This window comes from Stenotrophomonas sp. 85239_Sma, from assembly GCF_056481725.1.
The window spans coordinates 2,788,514-2,807,582 of record NZ_CM151163.1 but is presented as its reverse complement, the minus strand read 5'-3'; the positions used below and the strand labels follow the sequence as shown (position 1 = coordinate 2,807,582).

Here is a 19,069-nt window from a genome sequence, read left to right as displayed (position 1 = left end):
CCGCAAGACGGCCTGCCCGAAGACTACGAGTTCCGATCAATGGAGACTGATATGAACAATACCAAGCAAACTTCCTTGCCCCGCCGCCGCGCGCCCCGTCTTGCAGCGATGACCGTGGCAGCCATGATGGCGCTCGGCACCGGCAATGTCAGCGCCTGGATTCCCGTGCAGGAGACCGGTGCCAGCCTCATCCAGCACCTGCTCAATCAGATCAATACCTACAAGACCGAGGCGACTGCCTACGCGGCCAAAGCGCAGGACGCGGCCGAGTACGTCGAGCAGAACACCCGCTGGATCCGCACGCTGGAGCAGTATCGCCAGGCGCTGATCCAGGTGCAGGCGGCGGTGAACAGCTTCGGCATGCCCGACAGCGCGCCGCTGGTGCCGGTGGCGCCGAACTATCTGGTTGCCGAAACCTGTGGCAAGGCGCTGGACTTCAACCTGGAGTCCGCCTTCAAGGTGTTCGTGTTCAATCCGCAGGCGGATGTGAAGGAGCAGCAGATGCAGATCTGCGTCAACATCCGGATGATGCAGAACCGCAAGTACAACGACGCGATCGATTTCCTGACCCAGACCGTTCCGCGCATCAACAACTCCTTGACCCGCATCCTCAAGATCCGCCTGACCAACAACGATCAGGGCACCGTGCAGGGTGCCGACAGCGAATCGCTCCGCACCGCCAATGACATTGCCGCACTTGCCCAGAGCTGGGAAGCACGGATGAAATCCTATGATGCCTATATCGAGGTCATGGAGGCCAACCAGAAGGTGGTGGCGCAGGCCGCATTGAAGGGGGACCCGACCAAGCAGCTGATCAGCGACATGGTCAAGACCACCGCACTGAAGGCCGCGCTCAGCGTCAAGTGATTGCAGGCCGCTAATACGTAGACATGCGCTGCAAAGCAATGCGGCATTTCATGCAGTAACGGAATTACCAAGGGATTGTGGAAATGACGATCAGGTGGCTGGCCAACTTTGATTTCTCAGGCGGATTGCAGGATCTGCTGGGCTACGCGGTGCGTGTCCAGTCGATCGGCGATTTCGTCTTCTTCAAGCTGATCATGGATTACCTGCGCGACAGGATCAGTGACTACGGCATCGACCTGATGGGGCGCATGATGTCCTGGGTCGGTGGCATGGCCCTGGTGCTGATGACGCTGTGGGTACTGATCCAGGGCTTCCGGATCGTCACCGGCCGCAGCCGCGACTCCATGATGGTGCTGGTGACCAACATGGCGCGCGCGGCGTTGATTGTGAGCGTTGCCACCAGCATGGCGATGTTCGGCAGCAACCTGCAGAAATTCCTCAACGAGGACGTCAAAGGCCTGATCACCCACGTGGTGACCGGCAAGGACCAGCAGCCGGAAGACCAGATCGACAAGAGCCTGGCGTGGATGCAGGTGGCGCTGTCGAGCATTGATGGCATCAAGATCCTGAATGATCCAGGGTTGCAGGCGGACAAGACCCGGGCGCTGTGGTTCATCGGCATGGGCACGGGTGGTCCGGCCGTCACCGCTGGTGCGATGTTGCTGCTCTACGAGGTCGCGCTGGCGCTGTTCATCGGCCTGGGTCCTTTGTTCATTCTGTGTCTGCTGTTCGACCAGACCAAGCAGCTGTTCCAGCGATGGCTGTTCTACGGCATCGGCACGATGTTCTCGATGGCGGTACTGGCAGCGATGGTATCGATCGCGCTGGACATGGTGATCCGTGTCTCGACCGCGTTCTGGTCCACCGCCTTGGTCAACAAGTTCCTACTCGAAGGCGCCTCCAGCGACGGCATGACCAGCCAGGCGATGCAGCAGGGCGGCATGGGATTGATCCTGACGACCCTGATCCTGACTGCGCCCCCAATGGCAGCGATGTTCTTCCAGGGCACGCTGGGTAGCTTCATGGCATATTCGCAGATAGGTGGCAGCCCGGTTGCTGCTGCGCCGGGACCTAATGGACAGCCGCCGGGTAGCTATTACACGCCGGATAAGCCATCTAGTAATACAAGTGCACCCACCAACACTCAGGATGCGACAGCTGGGATATCGCGCATGACATTGCCGCAGAACTCCACTTTGGGGACCCAGGATACGGGCCTTCGAGGGGCGAATCGCTAGCCTTCTTGTTGGGAATCCTTAACTTGAGTTGGCTTCATTACATGGCTATTGAGTAGAGCTCATGAATTTTGGAAAATTCGTTCTGCCGATGCTTCTGTTCGCCTTGCCTGTACTTGCATATGCAGAGGGCCGCTGTCCACCTGGTCAGTATCCGATTGGGGGCCAAGGGGTTGGTGGCTGTGCTCCAATCCCCGGGGGCGTGAGTGGAACTGAACCACCGAGTCCTAGGGCGACCGGGCGCTGGATAAAAACATGGGGGGCCATCTCTCGTTCGGTGGCAACGGGTGACGTCGGTGCATCGGTTGGGAAACGTGCGAAGGCAGAAGCTGTCGCGGAAGCTCAATCTCGATGCGCAGCTTATGGCGCGCAGGACTGCGCTGTGGGTCTTACGTACAAGAATCAGTGTGCTGCCTTGGCAGCTCCCGAGCCGGGTTCTGGCGGAAAGATATCAATGGCAGGTGGTTCTTCGAGAGAGGTTGCTACTGAGGCAGTTTTGAAGTATTGCGCAGAAAATGGTGGCGGAACTTGTACAATTAAGTACACCGATTGCAGTGAGCCCCTGTTCGAAGCATTCTGAGTTTCCTTTGGATTTGACTGGGATTTCATTCGGCGGCTTTGTCAATTACCCCGACTTTCCTAGACACATTGCAGCCATAATTCACAGCAGCACTAGGGATGCTCTGAACAACCCTCGTTGCGCGCAGCATTTCTGAATCCTCGGCTTTTCAGAGCCGGCAGTCGCAGAAGTACTACCCTGTTTTGCCGCGGCCAAAGTGCCCTGCGGGCACCTCGGGGCGGACTAACCCCTATGCCGGCATGAGCTGCCGGCGCAGCATCCACAAGTTGGATAGCGCAAACAGCGTAAGCGTATCGGTGACGGTGACATCGCTGACATTGGCTGCCGTGTATTTCACGTGGTGCACCAGCCCGGACAATTCATCAACGCCGATGTGCGCCTTCATCCCGAAGTGCCACTGGTTGCCCTTGCGGGTTTGATGCATTTCCGGGTCACGTGCCTTGGTGGCGTTCTTGGTCGAGCTCGGCGCGTGGATGATCGTGGCATCCACGATCGTGCCTGCGCGCAGGCTCTGACCTTTGCGCGCAAGGTGCGCATTCACCGCCTCCAGGCCATGCTCCTCCAGCAGACGACGGAAGTTGAGGATCGTGGTCTCATCCTGGATTACATCGAGCCCGCTGAGCCGGGCGAACATCCGCATCGAAGCGATCTAGTGCAGCGCTTCTTCCGCGCCTGGATCGCTCAACGCGTACCACTGCTGTAGCAGGTGGATACGCAGCATCGTCTCCATCGAATACGGCGGCCGACCCGCGCGGCCTGAGCGTGGATAGTGCGGCTCGATCTGAGTCAGCAGCGCCTTCCACGGCACTACCTGCTTCATCTCGGCCAGGAAGATCTCGCGTCGGGTCTGCATGCGCTTGCCCAAGCCTTCGGCGTCGCCAAATGTCAGCTGCATCGATGGCTCCAAGGTATGCCGTCATTGTCGCTCAGACTGCCGGCCAGCGGCCGGCACTACCAAGGGATTTTTCAGAGCGTCCTTAGGTGGTCAGACGTTTGAGGTAGTGTATTCGGCCTTCAGCATGTCCGAATTCAAGGCATTCTGATTGTAGAGTGGCGTGCGCGTGGGGACGTCAAAGGCCTGATCACACCCACGTGGTGATCGGCAAGGACCAGCAGCCGGAAGACCAGATCGACAAGAGCCTGGCGTGGATGCAGGTGGCGCGGTCGAGCATTGATGGCATCAAGATCCTGAATGATCCGGGGTTGCAGGCGGACAAGACGCGGGCGCTTTGGTTCATCGGCATGGGCACGGGCGGTCCGGCCGTCACCGCTGGTGCGATGTTGCTGCTCTACGAGGTCGCGCTGGCGCTGTTCATCGGCCTGGGTCCCTTGTTCATTCTGTGTCTGCTGTTCGACCAGACCAAGCAGCTGTTCCAGCGATGGCTGTTCTACGGCATCGGCACGATGTTCTCGATGGCGGTACTGGCAGCGATGGTATCGATCGCGCTGGACATGGTGATCCGCGTGTCGGCTTCGTTCTGGATGACGGCGCTTGTGAACAAGTTCCCACTCATGGGAGCATCCAGCGACGGTATGACCAACCAGGCGATGCAGCAGGGCGGCATGGGCCTTATTCTGACGACCTTGATTCTGACTGCGCCCTCAATGGCTGCGATGTTCTTCCAGGGCGCGCTGGGTGGCTTCGTGGCGTATTCGCAGATAGGTGGCAGCCCGGTTGCGCAGGCACCGGGCCCGAGTGGGCAGCCGCCGGGTAGCTACTACACGCCGGCCGCTCCGGAGAAGGGGCGCGCAGGGGCGGACGATGGTGTCCACGATAAGCACTCGGCTGCGCGCATGACTTTGCCACAATCAGATGCAACAAGAGTGGTTGATACCGGCTTGCGAGCGACTCATCCTGGTAAGCAGTAATTTCCATGTGTATTGGAGTGGTGACGTGAAGAATATCTCGGCCTTCATTATCGCGACTGGGATTTTCCTGATCTTGTTGTTAGCGGGGAACGCCCAAGCAGAAGGCCGCTGCCCGCCTGGGCAGTATCCAGTGGGTGACCAGCAGAAGGGGGTTGGTGGCTGTGCGCCAATACCGGGCTCAGGGGCAGGCGAAGGGCAAAGTGGTCCTGTTGCGACTGGTCGTTGGATCAAAACTTGGGGGGCCATTGCAGACGCTGTGGTAACCGGCGACATGGGAGCTTCAGTGGGAAAGCGATCTAAACGAGAGGCGGAATCTGAGGCCTTGTCGCGTTGCGCGACCCATGGCGCGACTGACTGCAAAGTTAGTACGACCTATAAGAATCAATGCGTTGCGTATGCCAATCCCGAGCCGGGCAGTAAGGGAATAGTTTCAATTTCCGTCGCCGGCTCAAGAGAGGAGGCGACCAGTCGGGTTCTCTCCTACTGCGCGAAGAACGGTGGTGGGCAATGCAAGGTGTTGTACACGGATTGTGCTGAGCCAATATTTGAATCTTTCTAAGCTATGCCAGTCGAATCATGGACGGGATCCTTGAATCGGCCTTTGCATGTTGGGAATGGCCTGCTGAAGAGCAGGCCATCTCATTTGTGGGTGAGCTGGAACGGCCGATCTAGGTGGTAATGTTGAGTGTGTGACCTTGCCCCTGAATTTCGTATCCCATAGCCGGGACCAGGAAGCGGATGCAGGTGGCGCTGTCGAGCATTGATGGCATCAAGATCCTGAATGATCCAGGGTTGCAGGCGGACAAGACGCGGGCGCTGTGGTTCATCGGCATGGGCACGGGCGGTCCGGCCGTCACCGCTGGTGCGATGTTGCTGCTCTACGAGGTCGCGCTGGCGCTGTTCATCGGCCTGGGTCCCTTGTTCATTCTGTGTCTGCTGTTCGACCAGACCAAGCAGCTGTTCCAGCGATGGCTGTTCTACGGCATCGGCACGATGTTCTCGATGGCGGTACTGGCAGCGATGGTATCGATCGCGCTGGACATGGTGATCCGTATCTCGACCGCGTTCTGGTCCACCGCCCTGGTCAACAAGTTCCTGCTCGAGGGCGCCTCCAGCGACGGCATGACCAGCCAGGCGATGCAGCAGGGCGGCATGGGCCTGATTCTCACGACGCTGATCCTGACTGCGCCCCCAATGGCAGCCATGTTCTTCCAGGGCACGCTGGGTAGCTTCATGGCATATTCGCAGATAGGTGGCAGCCCGGTTGCTGCTGCGCCGGGACCCAATGGACAGCCGCCGGGTAGTTACAAGCCTACTGATCCCACGAGTACCGAGAGGCGCGCAGAGAGCAGTCAGTTGACGATGCCGAAGGTGGCGCCAAGTCATGATGCGCCGAGCCACACTCCCGGAGCGCTTGGAAATGCGCCCACTCGTTGACTGAAAGCGGAAGGGTTTCCGCAGAAATTGGAGAGTCGTCATATCATGCGCATGTATCCGTTCATTTTGTTGGCATCGTTTGGTGTTCTTGGCGCCTTTCTTCCAAATCTTGGTCGTGCAGAGGGCGGAAGTTGCCCTCCGGGCTTCTACCCAATTGGGGGGCAGGGCGCGAGCGGCTGCGCTCCAATTCCTGGCGGCGCTGCTGGATCAGGTGACCAGATACCCTTGCCGCCTCGACCCACAGGCGAATGGATCAGCACTTGGGGAGCGATAGCGACCTCTCTTGCTACTTCCGAGGTGGGAATGGTCTCAGATATGCGATCTGCAGAGCTTGCTGCTTCTGAAGCCATGCGGCGGTGCGCTGGTGGTGGAGCACGGGATTGCAAGGTTACGGTATCCTACTCAAACCAATGCGTGGCATGGTTAGTTCCATCTGCTGATTTACCTGGAGCCCAATCTGCGGTTGGCCGTGCTCCAAAAAAGAGGATTGCGATTGCAGAAGCGCAGAGAAAGTGCGTGGATCCGAGTGGCAAAAAGTGCACCGTTTTTTACGCTGATTGCTCCGAGCCAGTTTTTCGAAAATTTTGAAAGTTGAGTTGACTCAATTGAAGTCTGTTCAACGGCGCCACGTTCGTGATCAGGCTCAATGCATGTGCGTTGGCTGGATGCTTATCTCAAAACGCCATGTGGGTCTGATCGATCGGGGACTTCGTGTTCTTCCGGTCGATCCTGTCGTATCCGCGCAAGAGGATTGACGAGTTCGGCATCGAATTGCTCGGCAACATGATGGCGTGGGTCGATAGCATCGCCCTGATACTGATGACCCTGTGGGTGCTGATCCAGGGCTTCCGGATCGTCACCGGCCGCAGCCGCGACTCCATGATGGTGCTGGTGACCAACATGGCGCGCGCGGCGTTGATTGTGAGCGTTGCCACCAGCATGGCGATGTTCGGCAGCAACCTGCAGAAATTCCTCAACGAGGACGTCAAAGGCCTGATCACGCCGGGTAGCTATTACACGCCGGATAAACCTTCAACGAGCGGTGGCAGTCAATCGGGTGGATCGACTTCAGTTGGGAGCAATGTCGTAGTCACTGGCAGCAACTCCACAGCTGGGTCAGGCAATTCTGATACTGGCCGTAAAGGCTTAGCTTCGAACTAGAGGCCGGAGATGAAGTCAATTCGTGTCTATTCAGGTGCAGTAATCCTGCTGGGTCTGGGAATCATTGCGTGCCAATTGCCACAGACGGCCAACGCAGAAGGTAGGTGTCCTCCTGGTCAGTATCCAATTGGTGGTCAGGGAGTCGGCGGCTGTGCTCCCATCCCAGGTGGTACCACTGGAGCAGGCCAAGCGTCGCCTGTTGCGACAGGGCGTTGGATCAAGACTTGGGGGGCCATCGCTTTAGCGAAGGGGGGCGATGTCGGCGTGGCTCTCGGTAAGCGAAAGAAGAGGGATGCGGCTTCGGAGTCCCTTGCTAATTGCGCACAGCGGGGGGCTACGGATTGCAGGGTGGTATTGGAGTTCAATAATCAATGTGCAGCATTCGTATCCCCCAGTGATGCAAGATTTGGTGGCTCCACGTTTGCGCGTGCGGCATCTGTTGATGCTGCGAGTAAGATGGCTGTGGATGCGTGCTTAAAGCAGGGGAGCGATGGCTGTAAAGTGATTTATTCTGGATGCACCGAGCCTGAGTTTGAGAACTTCTGAGGTTGCGCTTATGAGTTTCTGGCTGAAAACGTAGAAATGCCTGATTAGCCGGAAAAGACAAGGCCCGGATGACCAGATCGACAAGAGCCTGGCGTGGATGCAGGTGGCGCTGTCGAGCATTGATGGCATCAAGATCCTGAATGATCCAGGGTTGCAGGCGGACAAGACCCGGGCGCTGTGGTTCATCGGCCTGGGCACGGGCGGCCCGGCGGTCACCGCTGGTGCGATGTTGCTGCTCTACGAGGTCGCGCTGGCGCTGTTCATCGGCCTGGGTCCCTTGTTCATTCTGTGCCTGCTGTTCGACCAGACCAAGCAGCTGTTCCAGCGATGGCTGTTCTACGGCATCGGCACGATGTTCTCGATGGCGGTACTCGCAGCGATGGTATCGATCGCGCTGGACATGGTGATCCGTGTCTCGACCGCGTTCTGGTCCACCGCCCTGGTCAACAAGTTCCTGCTCGAGGGCGCCTCCAGCGACGGCATGACCAGCCAGGCGATGCAGCAGGGCGGCATGGGATTGATCCTGACGACCTTGATTCTGACTGCGCCCCCAATGGCGGCCATGTTCTTCCAGGGCACGCTGGGTAGCTTCATGGCATATTCGCAGATAGGTGGCAGTGCGGCCTCAACTCCTAGTGCTGATGGTCGGCCCCCGGGCACTTACACGCCTCCTTCGCCATCGAAGAGCGAAGGGCATTCGAGTCACCAGGATAGTGGTGTCACTGTAAGGAACTCTGCTCCAAGTACTTACACGCCGTCTAATCAGAAGCAGGGGCAGTATGGCTTGGCGGATTGATGGTTCTGACTTAGGTTGAAGGATGTGTGTATGAATATTGACTGGGCAGCTCAAGTTCTGAGGTGCGCTCTTGCGGCAGTCCTAATTTTTGGGGGGAACAGCGCTGCCTTCGCCGAAGGACGGTGTCCTCCAGGCCAGTATCCGATTGGTGGGCAGGGCGCCGGCGGATGTGCACCGATTCCTGCTGGTGGATCAGGAGCGGAAAGCCCGCGTCCAACGGGGCGGTGGATCAAGACTTGGGGAGCATTTGCTGCCTCGCCTTCCGGTATCGCAGGAGCGGCAAGCGGGTGGAGGAAGAAGGCGGATGCGGGAAGCGCGGCAGTGAGGTCCTGCTCTGATGCCGGCGGCCGGGATTGTCGAGTGAAGTTCACCTATAAGAATCAGTGCGCAACGGCGGCTGTCTCAAATACGGGAAATGGGGGAACCTTCTACTCTGCTGCAGCCACAAAGGAAGAGGCGGCAGGTCTATCCCTGGCGCAATGTCGTGCTGGTTCCAAAGAGACATGTGAGATTGTCATGTCCAATTGCACCGAACCGGAGTTTGAGAAGTTCTGAGTCACTGCTCGCGTTATTCTGATGATCCGGCAGTGGAATGGCCGGTATTGAGCGGACCATTTCTTCTCTGCGCCGATCGAGTCGCAAGTCCTGATCACGTGATCGGGTCTCCGTATGGGTGCCGGCCGGAGCCTCATCTTTCTCACGCTGATGGCAATAGTACAGATCATGCCATTACGCCTGTCATTCCAATGGCTAGGATTGGAAATAGCTTGGCTGTTGGGGAGATTGGTTCTGCCCGCTAAGAAAAGATCTCTATTCTTTGTGTTAGGAGATTCCCGATGTGATCAGGCGTTCAGTGGCGGCAAGTTTGGTCGCAGCAATTGTGGTGGCGGGTGCTGCGCTCACCTCTGAGTCGGTCCGGGCAGAGGGGCGGTGTCCACCTGGTCAGTATCCCATCGGTGGCCGGGGTGTTGGTGGCTGTGCCCCGATTCCAGCCTCTCAGGGTGAGGGGAGTTCCGGGCCGCGTGCGATAGGTAAGTGGATCAAAACCTGGGGAGCCATATCCCGTTCTGTTGCGACCGGTGATGTGGGAGCTTCGGTTGGAAAGAGATCAAAGGCCGAGGCTGTCGCTGAGGCTCAGTCCCGGTGTGCGACATATGGTGCGAAGGATTGCACTGTAGGGATAACGTATAAGAACCAGTGCGTCGCTTACGCGGATCCGGCTCCGGGCTCTAAAGGCTTGATTTCAATGGCCGGCGGCCCAACGAGAGAGGCTGCTTCCACTGAGGTTCTGAAGTACTGTGCTGCTCACGGCGGTGGGCAGTGCACGATCAAGTACACCGATTGCAGTGAGCCGATCTTCCAAGAATTCTGATTGCTCGATGGAGCTGCGTTGATACATCCGACGTCCAGCGTCTATCGCATTCTGGCATATTAGTGGTATCTGTCTCTATGTGAGACTGCTGCTTGGCGCTTGAGTCGCGTAGGTAGCCACTCATGGTGATTGCGCTTTTTTCAATCAAGAGCGCCTCTCAATCCAAGTTCCGTTAGGCGAGCAATCCCTCCTCGAAGTAGGGTGCGTTCGCGTCAAAAATGTTGATGCATCAGCCCCTCAGACGCAGGAACTTCTTCGTCGTTGACGGCTCTGAGGGCGAGTATTGCGGGTGACGCTCACGGCGCAGTAGCGCGGCATGGGCTTGATCCTGGCGAACACGATTCTGACTGTTGCCAATGGCGGCCATGTACTTCCAAGGCACCTTGGGTAGCTTCATGGCATATTCGCAGATAGATGGCAGCCCGGTCGCGCAGGCGCCGGGTCCGAGTGGGTAGCCGCCGGGTAGTTACTACACGCCGGCGAGGCCAGAGAAGGTGAGTATCGGGCATGGAGCAAGCGGAGTAGGGCAGATGGGTAGATCAACTGGATCTTCACATGTTACCGATACGCCGTCGGATACAGGCCGATTTGCCAAGGTACCTATTTAGTTCGCGGAAATACGCGTTGTCTGTGTAATGATCCATTTGCTAGCGCCGTTGGTGTTCGTGTTCGCCACATCGGCCCTTGAGGCTCAGGCTGAGGGGCGGTGTCCTCCTGGGCAGTACCCGATCGGAGGGCATGGTGTCGGCGGTTGCGCCCCGATTCCTGGAGGCGAAGGTACAGCCACCAGTGGGCCCAGAGCGACGGGTAAATGGATCAAGACTTGGGGCGCAGTATCGTTGGCGCCGTCGGGCGCCTCTGGCTCCTCAACAGGGCGGGTACGGAAGACGGAGGCTGTTGAAGAGGCACAGAGGAAGTGTGCTGAATCCGGCGGAATGGGATGTAAGGTCACAATTACATATAAGAATCAATGCGTAGCCGCGGTTGTCGCCAGCTCGGGCACAGGTGGAACCACGCAATTTGGTACCGGCGCAACGATCGAGAGTGCAAGGAGTGTGCCTCCCGCCTCTGTGCCTCGAAAGGAGGGAGCGACTGTGCTGCCGTCTATTCCGCTTGCTCTGAGCCGATCTTCGAGGAACTCTAGAAATCCTATGGCGAGTTTGTGGTCGTCCGACTGGCGTCCTAGCACAGTCCTTTATGGAAAGAATCCGGAAGATTGAATGTTAGACAGATCGAAATGGTGAGGTGCCCGATAGTTGCGCGAATCATGCAGAATCCCGGTCGTGTTGCCTTGCTGATTGGCGGACTGCTGTTCGCTTCGGCGGCACAAGCCACTGATAGCTGGGTCATCTTCACCGGTGGCGAAACGCCGAACCGCGAGGCGTGGGTGGTCGATGCGCAAACGCTCGCTGACCGCTCGGATCTGGTCGGTTTTCTGCAGCGTGCCACGCCGGCAGAGCAGAACGCGTACCTGAAGCAGTTGCGCCGCAGGAAGGCACCGAAACCCGGTGAGCCCGTTGCTGGTCCGGAACCGGTGTACGAGATCCAGGTCAATACCGTCTACGAGAACGCGACGAAACCGAATCGCCTGATCAGGAAGTACTGGGTGAACTGCTCACAGAACACCGTGGCCATCAGGACGAGTCTGATCCAGTGGCGCGACCGACCGATGGAGAACGTCCCACCGGAAAGATTCGAACCGCGAGCCGAGGCGATTGCTCCCTGGCAGGTGCAACTGGTGCGGTTTGCCTGTCTCGTGGGGCCTGATCCCAAGGCCAAGGTGCCGGCGGAAATGCTGAAGCACGGCTTCCTTTCCGTCGGTGACGTCGGGCAATCACCTGTAGATGTCATCTGGGGTGACCTGTGGAAGGACGGCAAGCGCCCAGCATTCACCTATCGGCCGACCGACGCTGAAATGGACCGCACTGTGCGTAGCCTTGAAGCGACTGTGGCGCGCGCCCAGAATGAAACCAGCAGGGCTTTGGATGAGTCGCGTCGCGCTGCCAACCGCGTGGGTCGCAACAATCTCATGGACATGTGGATCGGCAAGACAGAGCAGGAATTCGTGCGGACGTGGGGCCCGCCGGATCGTGTGGAGAATGGGGCCGATGGTTCGCGCACGCTGTATCTGCATCGTGGCGAGCGTGTGCGGGGGTTGAACGCTTACGGGCATGTCGTCAGTGACGTGAACAATCGATGCGATATATCGGTGCTCACGATGGACGGCTACGTTCGTGACTACGCCACGCAGGAAGCCACCTGCGCGCAGCACTTGCGCTGATCGCGATTGCTGGCCACGACGCGGGGCGACAAAGCGTGTGCAGGCTTTCCCTGCAACATCGCCCCTGCCGGACCAGGCCGTGGGCGGGGGCGCGGCGCATCCTCCACGGCGCCATCCACTGCGGATCTGTTTGTCAGATAAGCCACCATTCACGTTAGCCGCGCTTTTTCTGTGATCAAGTGCGCTTTTCATCCCAAGCCCCCTTCGACGAGCCCCGCCTCCCCGAAGTAAGCTGCGTGCGCGTCAAAATCCCGACGCGCCGGTGCCATCGAACGCAGGAGCTTTTCCGTCCATGAGGACTGTGTCCCCCCGCGGTGCGGGTGACGCTTGCCACCATCGCGGTTGCCGTGGGCTCGGGGCTATCATCCGCCATGGCGGCCGCAGGGCACGTGCGAGGCATCGCCCCGTTTCCGGCCTCCGCTCGGGAACTGGCAAGACGGGATTGAAGGAGTTGCAGGGGATGGAGAAGGGGAGTGATACGCACATGGACAATGCCCTGGCGTTCGTTCCGTCCGGCGCGAACCTGCTGGAAGCCGTGCGCGGCGATCTGACCGGCAATGGTTTCCAGGACCAGCTCCTGGTGATCGACCAACCTCCTCCGGAGGGCTTGTTGCCCGGCCAGCACGGACCGAACCGGGTCCTGCTGTTGCTGCTGGGCGATGCCACGGGCCGCTGGCAGCTGGCGGCACGCAACGACAAGCTGGTGCCGTGCTCAACGCGCGGTGGCATCGCCGGCGATCCCTTCGCGTACGTGACCATCGAGGACGGCGCGTTCAGCGTGATCACCAATGGTGGCAGCCGTGAGCGCTGGAGCAGTGTCTACACCTTCCGCTATGCACCCGCCGAGCAGGCCTGCTGGGTGCATGGCGTGCAGCGCAGGGTGGTCGACACCGAGACCGAAGCCACCCACACGCGTGACTTTTCGGCGGCCGAGCTTGGCCGGGTGCGGTTCGAGGATTTCGATCCGTCCGTCGTCGCCGACGTGAGCTTGCCCTGAGTGCCATGCCTGTAAGGAGGCGGGAGTACCCAACGATGATCGAGCAGGAGTTTCACCGTGTCGCAGGATAGAGAGTCGCAGCTGTTGCGGCAGGCCACGGAGGCCGGCATGACCTCGTCCCGGGAACTGGCCAACTTCATGGCGCAGGCCGGGCACGAGTCCCGTGGCCTGAGCCGGCTCAATGAGAGTTTCAACTTCACCCGGGGTATCTCGCAGATCCCGGTGGAAGCGGCGTGGCGCAATGGCAATGGCGCGCTTGAGAGCGCCCGACAGGAAGCGCTGCGTGGGCGGCCGGAGAACCTGGCCGAACTGATGTATGGCGGCCGCATGGGCAACGATGCGCCCGGTGATGCGCTGAAGTATCACGGCCGTGGCTACCTGCCGCTGGTCGGCAAGGAGAATTACGAGCGTGCCGGCAAGGCGCTGGATCTGGACCTGGTGAATCAGCCGGAACTGGCCGCGCAGCCCGAGCACGCAGGCCGTATTGCCGTGTGGCAATGGCAGACGCGGGTGCCGGAAGCGGCGCGCGAGGATGTGCGGGAAGCCACGCGTGCCCTGAATGGCGCGCTCAACGGCATCGAAGCCCGCCAGCAGCGTTTTGACGTGTGGCAGCAGAAGCTGACCCCCGATGTGATGGCGCGCCTGGAACGTGGCGAAGTGGGGGCGCCAGCCCAGCAGGCAACCGAACGCGACATGTCGCAACCGGGCGAGCCGGGATACACACTGTTCTCGGGCGCGCGCCAGCACCTGCAGCAGATGGGGCCTCAGAGCGGGCTGCGCACTGGGCAGGAACTGGACAATGCCGCCGGCGCGTTGGCGCTGAGCGCGCAGAAGGCCGGGATGTCGCGTATCGATCATCTGCTGGCCGGCAATGACGGTCGCACGCTGTTCGCTGTACAGGGTGCGCTGGGCGATCCGGCCATGCTGCGCGCATCGGTCGATCGCGAACAGGCGGCGCAGCAGCCGCTGGCGCAGAGCAGCCAGCAGTTGGCCGCCAGCGTTGCGCAGCAGGACCCGGCGGCTGCGCTCGCCCGCGAGCAGGAGCAGCGTTCTCGATCCTTGTAGCACCTGATGCCGGCGGGCAGGGTGCCCGCAGGCGCTTTACGTACGACGCGTGGCGCCCTGTGGCGCCGACATGGAAACCCACTCGTAAGGACACCACATGCGAATCGTTCCCTCCAATGACCGGCACGCCGTTACCCGCTGCAATGCATCCGTGCGCCGCCTGCCGCCGCTCTGGCTGCTGTCACTTGGACTTGCCGCAGCGTCGGCACGGGCTCAGGAGGCAGCGGCACCTGTCGTGGAGACGCCCCCCGCTGCCGAGGCGACCGTTGACGCGCCTGTAGGGGCGGCACCCGTTGCAGCGCCTGCGGCGACCGACGCCGTTGTCGCGGCGCCGGCTTCCGATGTACCCGCTGCCGCGCCATCCCCTGCAACAGCCGTGGTGGACGCGCAGCCGGAGCCCGCTGCAAACCCGACGCCCCCGCCCGTGACGGCCGCAGCGACGGCCCCTGTAGCTGCACCGCCTGCCGCCGTCGAGCCAGCCGCCCCTGCGGTAGCGCCCGCACCTCCCGCCTTGGCCATCGTGCCGTTGCCGCCCGAGCAGGCGACCGAGCGGGCACTTGGTGCCCGCTGCCCGGTGGATCTGGCCGGGCGGCTGGCGACCCAGGGCGACCTGCTGATCGGCGCCTGCCAGGGCACGATGCCGGCGCATCTGGCTGCGATGCTGGTCGCGCTGCCCGAGCAGGACATCCACCTGCCGCGCAGCTGGCGCGAGCGAGAGGTACAGCAGAAGGCCTGGTTCAAGGCCGTGCCGGGCTACGGCCAACGCCCGGACTTCATCGTGCGGATGGGCGACATCTGGGTGCGCTCGCTGGAAGGGCGCGACGCCGACATCAGGTTCTACCTGGTCTCAGCGCCGTTCACCTGCAGCGACCGGGTCGCCAACCGCGATGAGTACGGCGCGGAGCCGGTACGTGTGCCAGCGGGTGACTGCCGCGAGGCCTATGTGGCCCAGCGCGTGTACCAGGTGCGCGGGGACGCCGCGCCGAGGGATGTGACCACCGATGCCATGCCGGCCATGCCCCACGTGACCGAGGCCGATCGTGCGCGCCAGTTGTCGCGCGAGGGCCGGATCAGCCTGGACCACAGCAAGTTGCAGTACGGCCCCGCCATGCGCTGGTTCGTGCAGTACCCGGAGACGGCGCAGAAGAGCGGTCCGCGCGCCTACAGTGACTGGAGCCGCGAGCACATCGCGTTCGTGGTCTGGACCGGTGATCGCTTCGAGCTGCGCGAGAAGGTGGCGCGTGCGCAGTGGCCCTGTGATCCGGTGGCACCGGGCGATCGCGCCTGTGGTGGATTCCCGGATTCCGGGCCGGATCTGTTCGTGACCGCCAATGGGTCTGGAGCGGTCGCAGCCTCCAGCCCCTGAGGCGCGGTGTTGAGCTGGAGCGGGAGCCGGAATGACCGGCTCCCGTGCTGTCCGTCAGGCCTGCAGGCTGCGGGTCTGATTCTGCTGCTGCTCCAGCTGTTGGTCGCGCTCCAGCGCAAGACGCTGGCCTGCGGCCTGCTGGTCGATGCGCTGGCTGCTCTGTTCCAGCGGTGTATTCATCGCCACGGCGGTATCCACCGACACGCGAAGGTGGGCGGGGTCACCGCCCTGGCCCTGTACCGCAAAACTGCGCGAGGCATCGGCATTCATCACCACGTCGTCGATGCGCTTGCCGCCTGCTGCATGCATTTCGGCAGCCAGGCTGCCTGCCAGCTGCGTGCTCATCACGTCCGGCACGCGTCCGACGCGCACGTCCTGCGCGTGCACGCCGCGGATCGCATCGTTGAACAAGGGATTGCCAAGATGGTTGGCATCGTCCATGCGCAGCATGCTGGTGTGATGGCCGTTCTTCTCCGCTTCGCGGCGTGCCGGCTCACCGGGCTGCAGCGGGCCACGGATATGGTCGTACAGATCGACGGCGCCGCCGGGAATGCCGCGTGCCGCGCGGGTGACACCACGGCGCAACGATTCGACGTCGTCGCGGTATTCCTCGATCATCCTGGCGTTGTCTTTTGCCAGCGTCTGCGTTTCCGGGTGTTGCAGCACCGAGCCGTCGCCGAGGAAGTTGCCCAGCTTGTGCGCGCCGAACGAGCTGCCTGCTGCGACGAGCGGGCTGTCCGGGATCAGGGCGCGCATCGGATGATTGCTGAAGCCGTTTGCGGCAAGTGTCTTGATCTCATCCGGCTTGGCATAGATGCGCACCTGGCCGAAGTGCGGCGAGGCAGCGCTGACCGGATCGGAGGCCATGACGTGGTTGATCATGGTGTTGCCGCCTTCGGGGATGCGGTAGCTGAGGCTGACCGCGCCATAGGCGTTGAAGGTCTCGCCCTTGACGTTGAAGTGGTGCGAGGTGATCTGGGCCAGGGCGCCGCCGAGGGAGTGGCCGGTGACGGTGACCTGGGGGGCGGGTACACCGTTCAAGCGCGACTGAAGCGCGACGCCTTCAAGTGTCCTCTGTGTCAAGGCAATCGCGTCGGGCGCTTGCACGTTGGTGCGCGCAACCACCATGCCGCCATCGGTCAGAATCGCGTCGCGAGCTATCTGCTCGGTGCCACGATGCGCAATGACAATCTCTTTGGTGTCTACGCGCTGATAGACGGTACCTTGATAGCCGTTGAGGCGATTGTTGACATGCTCAAGTATCTTGTACTCATGGCCGTTTAACGTGACCTTCTCTTCCTGGCCGGGTTCACGTCGGCCGACGGCCCGATCCTTGTAGGCGTCATCAGATAACGCGGCGTAGTCCTGGGAGGTGATGGTCACGGCGCCACCTCAGTTGCGGAGAGGGTGATCGTAAACAGCTTGTCCCGAAGATCAGGGGCGTAATTGCTGCGATCGGGCTCGCCGCTGGCGGGGAAATTCGGAACGCGATCTGCCTTCGGATAGACCAGATCCGGATAGTAGAGCGTATGCGCGCCACCTTCGGTCAGCGGCTTGGCGTCAACGAAGGTGAGGAAGCGGGTCTCTTCTTCAGCGCCCGTTGCCTTCAGCATTGCCCCGGCACCGGTGAACTCCCACTTGCACACGCCACGACCGTAGTAGTCTTCATCCAGCATGCGGTCCACATACAGCATGCCCCGGTACTCACCATCAGCGACCTTGCGCAGCTCCACTGGCTCCTGGCTGGTAATGCGAGCAGCCGTGCCGGTGGCTGGCTCGATGTGGCCGCACTGGTCTTCGTTAGTGACGTCGTACTGAGCCACGCCCTTGACCAGAGCGAAGTCGCCGGGTGCGTCCTTCAGGCGCAGCACCAGTTCATAGGCCTTGCGCGGGCTGGGGTTGAGCTTTGCGAGCCCGCGCCCTCCCTGGGCGACATCGGCTTCGGCAGCGGCACGTTCCTGGTTCATGGCGGTCTCCGGGTGGCAGGCGGTCAACAGAAGCAGAGCAAGGCACGGAATCATCTTGTGGCGCAATGTCGGCCTCCTTGGGGGTAGGGGGGGGAACTGGCAGCTCATGGCATGAGCTTCTGCACAGTGGTGGTGGTAGAGAACAGCGCGTCTCGCAGCTCTTCTTTGTAGGCTGAAGGATCTTCCTTGCCACTTGCAGGATAGTTGGCAGCAAGTTCGGCGCGAGGATAGGCAGCCTTCGGATAGTAGAGAGTCAACGGCGATTCGGCGTTCATGCGTTCCTTTCTGAAATACGTCAGGAATCGCGTATCCGCCTCTCCGTTCGTGGCGCGCAACATTGCACCAGCACCCGTCAGCGACCAATGGCAGACGCCACGCCCGTAGTAGTCCTCGTCCTGCATACGGTCGAGGTAGAACGTGCCGCGGTATTCGTTCTCGCCGATCTTGCGCAGGATGACGGGCTCCTGGCTGGTGATGCGGCCCGCAGTGCCTGTTGCAGGCACGATCCGTCCACAGTCTGCGTAGTTGCTGGCGTCGTACTGGGCCACGCCCTCAACAATCGCGAACGGGCCCGGCGCGTCCTTCAGTGTCAGCACCAGCTCATAGGCCTGCTTCGGTGCCGGGTTGAGCTTGGCCAGACCGCGTCCACCCGCGGCGACATCACGCTCGGCATCGGCGTACGGCGAGCACGCCGCCAGCGGGAGGAGGGCGAGCACTGCCAGCAACGGCCGTCTCCTGTGCGCGCGGTGTTCTACACCCATGGCCCGATCCTGCATCGTGCGTCCGTGTCCATATATCCTTCCTGGGTGGCAGGTTTCTCGATTATGGAACGTGCCGGGAGGGCTGTGCCACCCCTCGAGACGGACTTTTGACGCATCCAGGGCGCTCCGCGCCGGCAGATCGCTTACCGCACAGGGCGTCCGATCGCCGCGTTGGCTCTGCTGCCGGACGCAGGTTCGTAACTGAATCCGTGACGGAAATCGATCATTCACATGTCCATCACTTCATCAAAGGTGTTGTCCTTGAACTGCACGATCCGCCCCGAAACCCGCGAAGACCACGCCGGCATCCATGCACTCACCGAGGCGGCCTTCCGTGAAGCCCCGCACAGCAGCCATACCGAGCAGTTCATCGTCGACGCGCTGCGTGCACGCGGAGAGCTGAGCATTTCGATGGTCGCCGAGCGCCAAGGGCAGGTGGTGGGCCACATTGCGCTGTCGCCGGTAACGATCAGCGATGGCAGCACCGGCTGGTTTGGCCTGGGGCCAATCTCGGTGCTGCCCGGATGGCAGGGACAGGGCATTGGCGCGGCGCTGATGCACGCGGCGCTCGACGCATTGCGTGGGCAGGACGCGCACGGCTGCGTATTGCTGGGGGAGCCGGCGTATTACGGGCGGTTCGGATTCCGCGCCGAGCCGGGCCTGGTACTACCGGGTGTTCCGCCGGAGTACTTCCAGGCGCTGTGCCTGCGGCCGCCGATGGCGCAGGGCGAGGTGAGCTATTCCACGGCCTTTGAAGCCACCGCCTGAG

At 61.1% G+C, this 19,069-nt stretch carries 17 protein-coding genes and 5 pseudogenes; 18 read left to right on the top strand and 4 right to left on the bottom strand.

The features are described 5' to 3' along the window. Positions 1–51 precede the first annotated feature (51 nt). From ACYKG1_RS13190 to ACYKG1_RS13180, 3 genes are all read left to right on the top strand, one after another. Positions 52–867 (top strand): hypothetical protein, encoded by an 816-nt coding sequence (locus ACYKG1_RS13190; protein ID WP_262083352.1) that lies wholly within the window; start codon positions 52–54, stop codon positions 865–867. A gap of 83 nt (positions 868–950) precedes the next feature. Then, the gene (locus ACYKG1_RS13185) at positions 951–2,105 is read left to right on the top strand and encodes a TrbL/VirB6 family protein (protein ID WP_478472751.1); all 1,155 of its coding nucleotides are present in this window, start codon (positions 951–953) and stop codon (positions 2,103–2,105) included. A gap of 61 nt (positions 2,106–2,166) precedes the next feature. Continuing rightward, on the top strand, positions 2,167–2,682 hold the full coding sequence (locus tag ACYKG1_RS13180; protein WP_478408994.1) for a DUF4189 domain-containing protein: 516 nt from the start codon (positions 2,167–2,169) through the stop codon (positions 2,680–2,682). A 286-nt stretch (positions 2,683–2,968) separates the two neighbouring features. Here the strand turns inward: ACYKG1_RS13180 and ACYKG1_RS13175 are convergent. After that, positions 2,969–3,577 (bottom strand): annotated as a pseudogene (locus ACYKG1_RS13175) (IS5 family transposase); the annotation flags it as partial. 171 nt (positions 3,578–3,748) lie between these two features. Here ACYKG1_RS13175 and ACYKG1_RS13170 point away from each other — a divergent pair. The 14 genes and pseudogenes from ACYKG1_RS13170 to ACYKG1_RS13105 form a co-directional block, all read left to right on the top strand. Then, positions 3,749–4,551: pseudogene (locus tag ACYKG1_RS13170) on the top strand (TrbL/VirB6 family protein); the annotation flags it as partial. Continuing rightward, positions 4,496–5,110, top strand: a complete 615-nt coding sequence (locus ACYKG1_RS13165) for a DUF4189 domain-containing protein (protein ID WP_258014708.1) — start codon at positions 4,496–4,498, stop codon at positions 5,108–5,110. The pseudogene ACYKG1_RS13170 and the gene ACYKG1_RS13165, both read left to right, overlap by 56 nt. Before the next feature lie 179 nt (positions 5,111–5,289). Next, positions 5,290–5,988: pseudogene (locus ACYKG1_RS13160) on the top strand (type IV secretion system protein); the annotation flags it as partial. A 45-nt stretch (positions 5,989–6,033) separates the two neighbouring features. Continuing rightward, positions 6,034–6,576: a DUF4189 domain-containing protein gene (locus tag ACYKG1_RS13155; RefSeq protein ID WP_308307016.1), complete on the top strand. Its 543-nt coding sequence runs from the start codon at positions 6,034–6,036 to the stop codon at positions 6,574–6,576. A 111-nt stretch (positions 6,577–6,687) separates the two neighbouring features. After that, positions 6,688–6,990: pseudogene (locus ACYKG1_RS13150) on the top strand (TrbL/VirB6 family protein); the annotation flags it as partial. Positions 6,991–7,158: 168 nt separating this feature from the next. Beyond that, positions 7,159–7,695, top strand: coding sequence for a DUF4189 domain-containing protein (locus ACYKG1_RS13145; RefSeq protein WP_111175862.1), 537 nt, complete (start codon positions 7,159–7,161; stop codon positions 7,693–7,695). 52 nt (positions 7,696–7,747) lie between these two features. Further along, positions 7,748–8,491 (top strand): annotated as a pseudogene (locus ACYKG1_RS13140) (TrbL/VirB6 family protein); the annotation flags it as partial. A 30-nt stretch (positions 8,492–8,521) separates the two neighbouring features. Continuing rightward, a complete protein-coding gene (locus ACYKG1_RS13135; RefSeq protein WP_478470699.1) occupies positions 8,522–9,046 on the top strand; it encodes a DUF4189 domain-containing protein in 525 nt (174 codons plus the stop codon). A gap of 283 nt (positions 9,047–9,329) precedes the next feature. Next, positions 9,330–9,863, top strand: coding sequence for a DUF4189 domain-containing protein (locus ACYKG1_RS13130; RefSeq protein ID WP_478470698.1), 534 nt, complete (start codon positions 9,330–9,332; stop codon positions 9,861–9,863). Positions 9,864–10,498: 635 nt separating this feature from the next. Further along, entirely contained in the window at positions 10,499–11,083 is a 585-nt protein-coding gene (locus ACYKG1_RS13125; RefSeq protein WP_478470697.1) for a DUF4189 domain-containing protein, read from the top strand. 47 nt (positions 11,084–11,130) lie between these two features. Then, positions 11,131–12,144 carry a hypothetical protein gene (locus ACYKG1_RS13120; RefSeq protein ID WP_478470696.1) on the top strand — a complete coding sequence of 338 codons (1,014 nt, stop codon included), beginning with the start codon at positions 11,131–11,133 and terminating at the stop codon, positions 12,142–12,144. Between the two features lie 460 nt (positions 12,145–12,604). Continuing rightward, on the top strand, positions 12,605–13,141 hold the full coding sequence (locus ACYKG1_RS13115; RefSeq protein WP_478470695.1) for a hypothetical protein: 537 nt from the start codon (positions 12,605–12,607) through the stop codon (positions 13,139–13,141). 57 nt (positions 13,142–13,198) lie between these two features. Further along, positions 13,199–14,206, top strand: coding sequence for an XVIPCD domain-containing protein (locus ACYKG1_RS13110; RefSeq protein ID WP_100473209.1), 1,008 nt, complete (start codon positions 13,199–13,201; stop codon positions 14,204–14,206). Positions 14,207–14,303: 97 nt separating this feature from the next. Next, positions 14,304–15,572 (top strand): hypothetical protein, encoded by a 1,269-nt coding sequence (locus tag ACYKG1_RS13105; protein ID WP_478470694.1) that lies wholly within the window; start codon positions 14,304–14,306, stop codon positions 15,570–15,572. Between the two features lie 54 nt (positions 15,573–15,626). Here ACYKG1_RS13105 and ACYKG1_RS13100 read toward each other — a convergent pair whose 3' ends face one another. Genes ACYKG1_RS13100 through ACYKG1_RS13090 form a run of 3 tightly spaced genes read right to left on the bottom strand, consistent with a single transcriptional unit; the run spans position 15,627 to position 18,300 of the window. Further along, positions 15,627–16,955 carry an XVIPCD domain-containing protein gene (locus ACYKG1_RS13100; RefSeq protein WP_262227273.1) on the bottom strand — a complete coding sequence of 443 codons (1,329 nt, stop codon included), beginning with the start codon at positions 16,953–16,955 and terminating at the stop codon, positions 15,627–15,629. Next, positions 16,952–17,605 (bottom strand): hypothetical protein, encoded by a 654-nt coding sequence (locus ACYKG1_RS13095; RefSeq protein WP_262083137.1) that lies wholly within the window; start codon positions 17,603–17,605, stop codon positions 16,952–16,954. Before ACYKG1_RS13095 ends, ACYKG1_RS13100 begins: the two co-directional genes overlap by 4 nt. Positions 17,606–17,643: 38 nt before the next feature. After that, the gene (locus ACYKG1_RS13090) at positions 17,644–18,300 is read right to left on the bottom strand and encodes a hypothetical protein (protein WP_262083136.1); all 657 of its coding nucleotides are present in this window, start codon (positions 18,298–18,300) and stop codon (positions 17,644–17,646) included. A gap of 261 nt (positions 18,301–18,561) precedes the next feature. Here ACYKG1_RS13090 and ACYKG1_RS13085 point away from each other — a divergent pair, with 261 nt between their 5' ends. Then, positions 18,562–19,068 carry a GNAT family N-acetyltransferase gene (locus ACYKG1_RS13085; RefSeq protein WP_478470693.1) on the top strand — a complete coding sequence of 169 codons (507 nt, stop codon included), beginning with the start codon at positions 18,562–18,564 and terminating at the stop codon, positions 19,066–19,068. Position 19,069 lies beyond the last annotated feature (1 nt).